General features: G+C 67.4%; 10 protein-coding genes. 4 read left to right on the top strand and 6 right to left on the bottom strand.

The features are described from left to right. Window positions 1–455 precede the first annotated feature (455 nt). Entirely contained in the window at window positions 456–1658 is a 1203-nt protein-coding gene (gene acmB / locus ACYU8W_RS01720; protein ID WP_499466132.1) for a methyl acetate hydrolase AcmB, read from the bottom strand. 162 nt (window positions 1659–1820) lie between these two features. Between acmB and ACYU8W_RS01715 the strand changes: the two genes are divergently transcribed. Together ACYU8W_RS01715 and ACYU8W_RS01710 are read left to right on the top strand one after the other, a co-directional pair. Then, window positions 1821–2789, top strand: coding sequence for an alpha/beta hydrolase (locus tag ACYU8W_RS01715; RefSeq protein WP_499466131.1), 969 nt, complete (start codon window positions 1821–1823; stop codon window positions 2787–2789). 119 nt (window positions 2790–2908) lie between these two features. Beyond that, complete coding sequence (locus tag ACYU8W_RS01710) at window positions 2909–3916, top strand: helix-turn-helix domain-containing protein (protein WP_499466130.1); 1008 nt, start codon at window positions 2909–2911, stop codon at window positions 3914–3916. On the opposite strand, the gene ACYU8W_RS01705 is transcribed toward ACYU8W_RS01710, so the two are convergent. Then, entirely contained in the window at window positions 3895–4563 is a 669-nt protein-coding gene (locus ACYU8W_RS01705) for a trimeric intracellular cation channel family protein (protein ID WP_499466129.1), read from the bottom strand. The genes ACYU8W_RS01710 and ACYU8W_RS01705 overlap by 22 nt on opposite strands. An 80-nt stretch (window positions 4564–4643) precedes the next feature. Further along, window positions 4644–6335, bottom strand: coding sequence for an ABC-F family ATP-binding cassette domain-containing protein (locus ACYU8W_RS01700; RefSeq protein WP_499466127.1), 1692 nt, complete (start codon window positions 6333–6335; stop codon window positions 4644–4646). Window positions 6336–6541: 206 nt separating this feature from the next. Between ACYU8W_RS01700 and ACYU8W_RS01695 the strand changes: the two genes are divergently transcribed. Continuing rightward, complete coding sequence (locus tag ACYU8W_RS01695; protein ID WP_168990227.1) at window positions 6542–6688, top strand: hypothetical protein; 147 nt, start codon at window positions 6542–6544, stop codon at window positions 6686–6688. Window positions 6689–6810: 122 nt separating this feature from the next. Beyond that, a complete protein-coding gene (locus ACYU8W_RS01690) occupies window positions 6811–7176 on the top strand; it encodes a GntR family transcriptional regulator (RefSeq protein WP_168990228.1) in 366 nt (121 codons plus the stop codon). An 87-nt stretch (window positions 7177–7263) separates the two neighbouring features. On the opposite strand, the gene ACYU8W_RS01685 is transcribed toward ACYU8W_RS01690, so the two are convergent. The 3 genes from ACYU8W_RS01685 to ACYU8W_RS01675 all read right to left on the bottom strand — a co-directional run bounded on the left by ACYU8W_RS01685 (window position 7264) and on the right by ACYU8W_RS01675 (window position 10525). Then, on the bottom strand, window positions 7264–8508 hold the full coding sequence (locus tag ACYU8W_RS01685) for an acyl-CoA dehydrogenase family protein (RefSeq protein ID WP_499466125.1): 1245 nt from the start codon (window positions 8506–8508) through the stop codon (window positions 7264–7266). A gap of 10 nt (window positions 8509–8518) precedes the next feature. Next, entirely contained in the window at window positions 8519–9847 is a 1329-nt protein-coding gene (locus ACYU8W_RS01680) for an acyl-CoA dehydrogenase family protein (protein WP_499466123.1), read from the bottom strand. Between the two features lie 141 nt (window positions 9848–9988). Beyond that, window positions 9989–10525 (bottom strand): type II toxin-antitoxin system PemK/MazF family toxin, encoded by a 537-nt coding sequence (locus tag ACYU8W_RS01675; RefSeq protein ID WP_499466121.1) that lies wholly within the window; start codon window positions 10523–10525, stop codon window positions 9989–9991. Window positions 10526–10527: the final 2 nt, after the last annotated feature.

Below are 10527 nucleotides of genomic sequence, written 5' to 3'. Positions count from 1 at the left end.
GGTGCCACCACTGACACATGTCGTTGGGTGGCTCCTTCGGCGTTCATCGGCCGGCTCCTTCGTCGCCTGGCCGATGAGCCGTCCCGCCGCCGTGAGCCTTTTGCTCTGGTTACTTGGGTGCCACCACGGACACATGTCGTTGGGTGGCTCCTTCGGCGTTCATCGCCGGCTCCTTCGTCGCCTGGCCGATGAGCCGTCCCGCCGCGCTTTCCCGAGTGTCAGCAGTAGTGCGTTGCGGACGGCGCGTAACAGTCTGACGCTCGGCTTCGTAGGCGGCCCCCGGCGCCGCAGATCCTTCAGTCGGTGCGCTCCGGGTGTTGGCTGTTGCTTCGGATACTGCCAGCACCGCCCTCAGCGCACCGGCGGGGGCGCTCGCAGACAACCTGCGACGAACGCGGCGCCAAGACGACCGATCGACCAACGGTGGTCGACCGGTCGCCCGGACGCCCGAACGATCAGCTGCTGGTAAACGCTTGGTACGCAGCGGTTTCGAAGTCGAGGTACTCGGTGAACGAGGGACCGTCGCCAAACGGGAAGATCTGCGTCGCCCAGTAGCCTCCGAAGCCGTTGTCGCGGTCGATCCAGTAGAAGAGGTTGGCCAAGCCGGCCCAGCCGATGGCGCCGGCGGGTCGTCCGGTCGGGAACGGGTCCTCGGTGTACTGGAAGCTGTACGACCACGTCTTCTTCAGACCGGGGAAGAACTCAGCGTCGTTCGAGAGCCACTTGATGACGCCCGGCAGCAGCTTGACCTGGAGATTGTCGGGAAGCTGGTTGGTGAAGCCGAGGTCGACAGACGCCGGCGACAGCACCTGCTCGCCGGAGGCGCTGCGTCCCTCGTTGAGCCACATGCGGATGAACTTCAGATAGTCGGGCACGGTCGAGAACAGACCGTGCCCGCCGAAGTCGACCTCGGGCGTGGTGGGGGTCGCGAACTCGCTCGGGGTGAGCGTGCCGTCGTCCTCGCGCTGGTGGTGCCGGACCTGTCGCGAGAGCATCTCCTCGGTCGGCGCGAAGGCTGAGGACGTCATGCCCAGAGGGGCGAAAATGCGTTCCTGGAACACCTCGCCGAGGCGCTTGCCGGTGATGCCTTCAACCACCTGGCCGGCCCAGTCGATGCTGCTGCCGTACTCCCACTGGGTGCCAGGGTCGAACAGCAGCGGAGAGTTCAGCGCGGCGCGCGTCGCGGTGGCCACGCTCGGCTGGCCGTGCTCCTCGGCGAGGCGGTTGTAGGTCTCGTTGAAGAAGTCGTACCCGAAGCCCGCGGTGTGCGTCAGCAGGTGGTGGGTGGTGACGTCGCTGGCCGGCGCACGCAGGATCGGCTGACCGTTCGCGTCGAAGCCGTCGATGACCTTGACGTCGGCGAGGGCGGGCGCGTACTCCTTCGCCGGCGCCTGCAGGTCGAGGTCGCCCGACTCCACCAGCTGGAGGCAGGCGGTTGCGGTGATCGCCTTCGTCGTCGACCAGATGTTGAAGGACGTGTCGGTCGTCATTTCGGCGTCGGACGACAGGTCGCGCACGCCGGACGCGCCGAGGTAGATGTCCTTGTCCCGGTCGGTAATACCGGCGACGACGCCCGGCACTCGTCCTTCCCCGGAATTCGGGCCCTGCGAAGCGCGCTGGACGACGGCGTCGACCGCGGTAGTCAGGTTGTCGCTCACTGGTCTTCCTCTCGTTCGGTGAAGCTCAACCCTCGCCTAAGTGTGACGTAGACCACAACCGACGCGGCGTCGCAAATCGACGAACCCATCCCGCCAAATGGCGGGGTGCGGTGCGAGACACCGCAATAGACTTCGAAGAATCGTCGGCACAAAGGAGGCCTCATGACGGTGAACGCGGTGCCGCGGCCCGGATTCGACGCCGAGCTACGCGCCGGATTGGCGGTCGTGGGTGGCATGTTCCCGCCGACCATCACCCCTGAACTCATCGACTTCATGCGAGTCTCGTACGCGTCCCCGCCGATGACCGACCTGTTCCGGCAGCATCGTATTGATGTGACGGACGTCGTCCTGCCCGGCTACCAGGGCGCCGACCTCACGGCCGCCGTTCTCCGACCGCGCGACGCACAGGGCCCGCGTCCGACGGTGCTTTACGCGCATTCGGGTGGGTTGATGTTCGGCGACAAGTTCAGCGGTCTCGACCTTGTGCTCGATTGGGTCAGCGATCTGGGCGCGACCGTCATCACGGTCGACTACCGGCTGGCGCCGGAGTTTCCCGACCCGTACCCGTGGGAGGACATGTACGCAGCCTTGGAATGGGTCGCCGCCGAGTCGGGAAATCTGGGCGTACGTCGCGATCGCATTCTCGTCGCCGGCGCCAGTGCCGGTGGCGGGCTCGCGGCCGGCATCGCTCTAGCCGCACGTGACCGCGGCGGCCCGCGGCCCTGCGGCCAACTGCTCGACTACCCGATGCTCGACGACCGATTGATCACCGCGTCGACCGCACAGTTCGACGGCATCGGCGTATGGGACCGGGTGAGCAATCAAACCGCGTGGCAGGCGATGCTCGGCGATCGCCGCGGTGGCGACGACGTGTCGCCTTACGCCGCACCGGCCCGAGCGGGCGACCTCAGCGCACTGCCGCCGGCGTTCATCGACGTCGGCGCTGCCGAGATCTTCCGCGACGAGGCCATCGACTATGCCGGACGCATCTGGGCGGCAGGGGGCGATGCCGAACTGCACGTGTGGTCGGGCGCCTTTCACGCGTGCGACATCTTCGCGCCGCACACCAGCGTGGGGCGATCGATGATCCGCACCCGCAACGCCTGGGTGGAGAAGATCCTTGCCGACTGATCGGCCGACCCGACCTCGCCAGGAGCCCTGAGATGCAAGAACTCCTCGGACGCATCGCGCGCCTCGACCCCAATTCGAGCCTCGGCCTGCGAGTCATCGCCTGCTTCGACGAGCTCATCGTGGGCAACGTCAACACCCGAGCACTGCTGGCCGCGGCGGCCTCGCTGGCCGGATGCACGGCCGGGTTTCGTGAAAGCGGGTCGCAGGCCGCCATGCGGGTTTCGCCGCGGGGCGAGATCGACCGATCGCAGGCGCCCACGCCGCGCGATGATCTCCTCGCCCGCGCGGGAGACGACATGCTCGTCTGGCTCGAGCGGGACGAAGCGCCGTTTGCCAACGATGCGATCATCCTCGAACGGCTCGCGCTCGCCGTGCGCATCAGACACGGACGCGGTCAGCGCGAAATCGACAACCGTCGCCACCTCGGCGTGCTGACCGAGCGCACCAGCAGTATCGAGGAACGGCTCGATGCCGCCGGGGCGCTCGGAGTGGTGGCCGCGCGCCGCTACCGCATCGTCGCCGCGCCGCTGTTCGCTGTCTGGGAGGGTCGGCCGTCCGGGCCCGAGGACGTGATCGGCACCCGCTTCGGCCCGATCCATGTCGTCGTCGTCCCGGAGATCTTCGAGCCGTTCCAGGCCGCGCCGGGCGGCATCGGGATCGCCGCTTCCGTGCACGGGCTCGACCGGTCGTTCCGCAGCGCGCTCGTCGCGCTGCGGCTGTGTGATCGGGCGCGTGAGCCGATGGTCGTGGCCGACGACTACGGCGGCCTGATCGACCTGTTGGCTGACGCTGACGACGACGTCCAGCATGGTGACGCCGACAGTCTCACCCGTGTCGCGCAACAGCATCCGTGGGCATTGGAGACCGTCGAGGCGCTGGTGACGACGCAGACGGTTCGGGAAGCGGCCCGTGAACTGAACATTCACCACAGCACACTGCAAGCCCGCTGCGACACGCTCAGGACCGGCCTCGGCTTCGATCCGTTGCAGGGTTTTGGCCGCACCCGTCTTGGCACAGCCTTCCTCATGCACCGACTCAGTCGGTCGACTGTGCTCGACCTGCCCGCCCCGGCCGCCATGACGGGGGTGAGCGGATCCGCTGTGGTTCAGGAGGATTGGCGCGGGTAGCGGCGTTTGATCGCCTGCACTCCGACTCGGGCCGACTCGCCGGGGAGCGTCCAGCCTCTCGCCTTGGCGATGAGCACCATCGGCGCGCCCACGGCGGTAGCGGCGAGCACGCCCACCTCGGCGGTCACCAGACCGTTGAGCATGATCGCGACACCGCTGGCGATGATCGCACAGGTCGCGTACAGCGTGTTTCCGCCGAGGAAGGCCGGCCTTCGGGCGAGCACGACATCACGAACCATCCCGCCGCCGACCGCGGTGATCGTGCCGAGCAGCAACGAGGGCAACCACCCGAGGCCCGCGCTGAGTGACTTCTGCGTACCGACCGCCGCCCAGGTGCCGAGGGCCAGACCGTCGAGCGCCGGGTAGACCCGGCTCCACAGGCGTCCCTCGAACTGCAGGGTGTAACCGACGGCGGCTGCGGCGATCGCGACGACGAGGTACCAGGAGTCGGTGAGGGCGACCGGCGTCCCCTGCTGCAGGAGGGTGTCGCGGATCATTCCGCCGCCGAGGCCGGAAAGGATTGCCAGCACAGCGAATCCGACCGGGTCGAGGCGCTCGCGGCGGGCGATCTCCGCACCCAGCAGGCCGTTCACGGCGACGCCGATGAGGTCGACCGTGCGGACGATGTCACCGAGGTCGGTGGTCACCCTGTCGCCTCCTCAATCGGGCCGGCACCGGCGGCCGACCGGACAAGTGTGCCGTACCCAGCCCACGGGTCCGGGACCGGTCAGCGAGCGCGGACGACCCGCGTCTCGTCCCACACCGGTGCGGGCGTCTCGTAGACCCGGCCGTCGCCGCCGAACACGAGGTACCGGTCGAATCCCTTTGCAAACCAACGGTCGTGGGTCACCGCGATGACCGTGCCTTCGAAGCCGTCCAGGCCCTCCTCGAGCGACTCGGCCGAGTGCAGGTCGAGGTTGTCGGTCGGTTCGTCGAGCAGCAGCAGCGTCGCACCGCTGAGTTCGAGTAGCAGAATCTGCAAGCGCGCCTGCTGCCCACCGGAGAGTGACCCGAAGGTCTGCTCGGCGCTGCGAGCCAACTCGTACCGGTCGAGTGCCCGCGACGCCTGCTCCCGCGGCATGCCTTCGCGGTGCTCGTCACCACGATGCAGGATGTCGAGCAGCGTCCGATCGGTCAGTGAGGCGTGCTGATGCGTCTGTGCGAACCAGCCCGGGCGCACCCTCGAGCCCAGGCGGGCAATTCCGCTGTGCTGCACCGTGTCCGGGACGAAGTCGCCCACCGGGCGGTGCTCGATGTCCGGGTCGGAACCACCGGCGGCCAACAACCGAAGGAAGTGGGACTTGCCGGACCCGTTCGAGCCCAGGACGGCGACTCGCTCGCCGTACCAGATCTCGCAGTCGAAGGGCTTCATCAATCCGGTGAGCTCCAGTCCGTCGCAGATCACCGAGCGCTTGGCCGTGCGCCCACCGCGCAGCCGCATGGTCACCTTCTGCTCGAAGGGGATCGCCTGCGGCGGGCCCGCTGCCTCGAACTTGGCCAACCGGGTCTGGGCAGCGTGGTAGCGCGAGGCCATGCCGTCGTTGAAGGTCGATTTCACCTTCAGGTTCAGCACGAGCGTCTTCAGCTTGGTGTGCTCCTCGTCCCAGCGGCGCCGCAACTCCTCGAGGCGGTCGTTCCGGTCGATACGCGCCTGCTGATAGGTGTCGAACGATCCGGGGTGCACCCAGCACACGGCGCCGGCCGCCTGTGGTTCCAGGGTCGCGATCCGGGTCGCGACGGTGCTCAGCAGTTCCCGGTCGTGGCTGATGAACAGGACGGTCTTGGGGGACGCGTTGAGTTGAGCTTCGAGCCAGCGCTTGGTCGGCACGTCCAGGTAGTTGTCCGGCTCGTCGAGCAACAGGACATCCTCCGGCCCGCGAAGCAGCGCCTCCAACACGAGTCGCTTCTGCTCGCCACCGCTGAGGGTGTTGACGTCGCGCCACTGTGCCTGGTCGAACGGAATCGACAGTGCCGCAACGGTGCACACATCGGCGAGCGTCTCCCAGTCGTACCCGCCGACCTCTGCCCAGTCGGCCAACGCCTGCGCGTACGCCATCTGGTCGGACTCGTCGTCGCGTTCCATGATCGTCAGTTCGGTGCGGTCGACAGTGGCGGCCGCTTCACGGATCGGCAGGGGAGCGACGGTGAGCAGCAGATCCCGGACGGTCACCTGTTTGCCCTCGCGCCCGACCTTGCCGATGAACTGCGGCATCACGCCGATCCTTCCGCTGCGGGTGATCGCCCCGTCGTGCGCGTCGAGTTCGCCGGAGATGATGCGCAGCAGCGTGGTCTTGCCGGTGCCGTTCGGACCGACGAGTGCGACCTTCGCGCCGTCGCCCACGCGCAGACTCACCCCGCCGAGCAGCGGCCTGCCGTCGGGCAGGAAGTAGTCGACGGAGTTGGCTTCGATGTGTCCCACGAGGCTCAAGCTTGCTGCATCGCAGGGCATCCGTCACTTCGATTTTGCGCCGGAACGACGCCGTTGTGAGTTCCCTCACCATCCGGGTGCAGGATTTGGACGGCCGTCCTGACAGGCGTAACATTTCGGTATCGAATAGTTCTACTTAGAACTTTGAGACCTGAACCACATCAAGCATTCATGCAACGGCAAAGGAGCCACCAGCCATGACCTCGCTCGCGAAGTCGATCAAGAGCCACCGTGAGAACGCCCGCGCCCGCCGCGCGTTCAACAAGGCGGTCGAGAACGCCGGCACTCCGGCCTCGCGCGACGACCTGATCATGGCCTGGCAGCGTTCCGCCGAGCGCGTCTGACGCAGAACGTACTGATACCTCCGCCCCTCCGGGGCGGGGGTATTTTTTTGTTCGCAACCTAATTGTGTTGATGAATGTTCATTCCGCAGCGAAACTCTGCAGTCACGGGGGAGAATGCAAAGGTGTTCACGATTGATCGGGAAAGCGCGCAGCCGACGTACGAGCAGATTTGCGATCAGGTCGCCGAGGGCGTCCGGGTAGGCGACTTCGTCGTAGGCAGCAAGCTGCCCACCGTCCGCGGTCTTGCCGCCGACCTGCGGATCGCGCCGGGCACGGTCGCGAAGGCCTACACCGAACTCGAACGATCCGGTCTGATCGTCACGCGCGGACGGGCCGGCACCTTCATCTGCGCCGGTCAGGACACCGCTGCCGAGGAACTCGAGCGAGCGGCTCGCGAGCTCGTCGTGCGGGTGCGCCGGTGGAATCCCGCCCGCGCCGATGTCCTCGCCGTCGTCGAACAAGCGCTCAAGCAGGACGGAATCAACTGACCGGTACTTCGGAACCCGAAGTATCGGACCGGCCGGAAATGGCCCGCCACCGAAAGTCGGTGACGGGCCATACGCGTTGTGCGGGTCCTACTTCAGTTGCGCCGAACTCAAGCCGAGCAGGCGGCGCGCCACCACCAGCAATTGAATCTGCTGGGTGCCCTCGAAGATGTCGAGGATCTTGGAGTCGCGGGCCCACTTCTCCAGCAACTCGGTCTCTGCATAACCCGTAGCGCCACAGAGCTCGACGCAGCCGAGAGCGACGTCGACGCAGGTGCGACCGGCCTTCGCCTTCGCCATGGACGCCTCCATCGAGTTCGGCTTGCCGTTGTCGGCCATCCACGCTGCGCGCAACGCGAGCAGGTAGGCAGCCTGGTACTCGGCCTCGAACTGGATCAGCTTGGCCGCAGCGAGTGACTGACCGGCGAGTGGACGATCCGGGTCCGGCGTCACACCTGCCTTCGCCAGCAGTTCGGTGGCGGTGTCGAGGCAGGCACGGGTGAGACCGACCGCCATCGCCGCGACCAGCGGACGCGTGTTGTCGAAGGTCTGCATGGCACCGCCGAAGCCGCCTTCGATCTTGATCTCCGGGTCGCCGAGGAGATCGTCGGCCGACACTCGACAGTCCTGCAGGCTGAACGCAGCGGTGTCCGACGCGCGAATGCCGAGCTTGTGCTCCAAGCGCACCAGCTTCATGCCCGGGTTCGACCGCTCGACGACGAACGACTTGATCGCCTGCTTGCCGAGTGCGCGGTCGAGGGTCGCCCAGACGACGACGAGTTCGGCGCGCTCGCCGGCGGTGACGAAGATCTTCTCCCCGTTCAGCACGTACTCGTCACCGTCCTTGACGGCCGTCGTCCGGATCGCGCCGGAGTCGGACCCGGTGTCGGGCTCGGTGATCGCCATTGCGGCCCAACGGTTTGCGTACCGAGCCTTCTGTTCGTCGTTCGCGACGGCAGCGATCGCGGCATTGCCGAGTCCTTGGCGCGGGATCGACAGGGTGAGGCCGACGTCGCCGCGGCAGGTCTCCATGATCGACAGGACGGACGAGAGGTTGGTGCCGTTGCGGTTCGCCTTGCCGGCGTTTCGTCCAGAGCCCACACCCTTCGGCTGTTCGTCGGTCTTGGCCTTGGCCGAGCCGGACGCGCCCGCCCCCTGTCCGGCGCCGGAGTCGCTCATGCCGTCGATGAGGGCCGACAGCAGGTCGAGTTCCTGGGGGTATTCGTGCTCGGCGATGTCGTACTTTCGGCTGATCGGGCGGAACACCTCGTCGGCGAGCGCGCCGGCCTGCTTCAGCAGCGGGGTGAACTTGCGGGGGACCTCGAGGTCAATCATCGGTTGCTCCTCAGACCAGCAGCATGCCCTCGAGCACGCCGGTCGCGCGCAGGTCACGGAACCAGCGCTCGTTGTCGAATTCTTTGACGAAGCCGTGTCCGCCGAGCAGTTGGACGCCGTCACTGCCGATCTGGGCGCCGTGCCGGGCAGCAAGCGCGCGTGCCTGTGCGATGAGCGCGGACGCATCCTTGCCCTCGTCCAGTCGCGCGGCGGCGCGCCACACGACCAGGCGCAAGGCGTCCACTTCGATCGCGATGTTCGCAACGGTGAAGGCGACGGCCTGACGGTAGGCGATCGGTTCACCGAACGCCTTGCGCTCGACGGTGTAGGTCTTCAGGTGGTCCAGCACGGCCTGCCCGGTGCCCACCGCGGCGGCTGCCCAGGCGAGGCGGGCCCGGCGGACCGCGTCCAGGTGGTCCTGGGTGGTGCCGAGCAGGTTGGCGGCCGGCACCCGGACGGCCTTCAGGTGCAGAGCACTGGTGCGGGCTGCGCGCAGACCCATGGCCGGGTCGGGGGAGACCGACAGCCCGTCGGTGCCGGGCTCGACAATGACCAGGCGAGGCTCGTCGTCGACCAATGCCGACACGATGAACAGGTCGGCGTCCTCTGCGCCCGGCACGAGTGACTTCACGCCGTCGAGCACGAGGTGGTCACCATCGCGCTGCGCCGTCGTGGACGGCGCGAGCGGATCGAACAGCGGTTGCGGCTCCTGGATCGCCAGTGCCCCCGTGGCTGGTTCCTGTTCCTGGGTGAATGGCGGCAGGAACGTAGCCTGCTGATCCGAATCGCCATAGTTCGCAAGTGCATTGGCGACTGCTCCGCTGGCCATGATGGCGACGGCAAGCCCCATGTCACCGTGCGCCAGCTCCTCGATGACCAGCACGCCGGTGATCGCGGAACGCTCCTCGGCCACTCCGCCGAGCTCCGCCGGAACACTCAGCAGGGTCATGCCCATGGCGGCGGCCTGTTCGAGCACCTGCGCCGGAGCTCGACGCTCGGTGTCGGCCCCGGCAGCCGCCGGGCGTAGCACCTCGGTTGCGAGTTCGCGCGCTGCCTCCTGGATCATCTGCTGATCCTCGGTCGGGCTCAGGTCGAACTCCCGCCGCGGCTTGGTCGATGCGGCCCGCGTGGGCGAACCCGACCCGGACTTCTTCGCGAAGGCTTTACCGGCGACCGTCTGTGCCTTGAACCCGGACTTCGCACTGCGATACAGGACCTTTTCGACCCGTCCCCGCAGTACCGGGTTCTTCAGTGCTTCGAGTCCACCCGCCATGGTGATCAGGCGCATCCCGAACGCCTGACCCCGATCGGCGATGGACGTCTTGCCGTGCAGCGACATCTCAGCCTTCCCGTGCAGCTTCTCGTGCAGGTCTTCGGACGCTCGTTCAAAGCGTCCGCGCCGAGCCTAACTGAAACTGATACTCGAAGTACCGGAAACCACCCGTACCGGGAAACCCGCCGATTTCCCAGGGTGGTCTTGTCAGCGTCCGGTGAAGGCTCGGGCGACCCCGTCGAAGAGGCGTTGGTCGAGTACGGCTCCTTCGCGCCGGACGGCGCTGGGGGTGACCCGCAGCACCCGGTTCAGGCGCACCTCGCTGGGCCGACCGCGCCGGTCCCACGGACCGGATCCGATGTCGACCCACTCGCGGCCGGCCCGACGCTCCTGGTCGGCGTCGCGATCGTGGTCCTTGCTGGTGAGGGGCAGCGCGAGCAGCCACTCACCCTCCCACCCGACCAGGAGCACCGGACGGTCCTTGCCGCGGGAGTGGTCCTCCTCGTACGGCACCCAGGTCCACACGATCTCGCCCGGGTCGGGTCTGCCGTCCGGCTTCGGGGCGTAATCGAAGTCGGGGGTCCCGCAGAAGTCGCCCGGATAAGGGTGTTGTTCGGAAGCAGGTTCGGCAGCCGGCGTCCGGCTCGCAGTGTCCGAGCGTGATCGATCGGACGGCGCGGCCGCACGGGTGGCGTCGAGGATCTGCCGGGTCACCCGTAGGGCGCTGTTGACCCAGAACCGCATGC

The organism is Yimella radicis (genome assembly GCF_054778255.1).
Note: the sequence above shows the minus strand (reverse complement) of the source record. Positions and strands in the feature narration are given on the sequence as shown.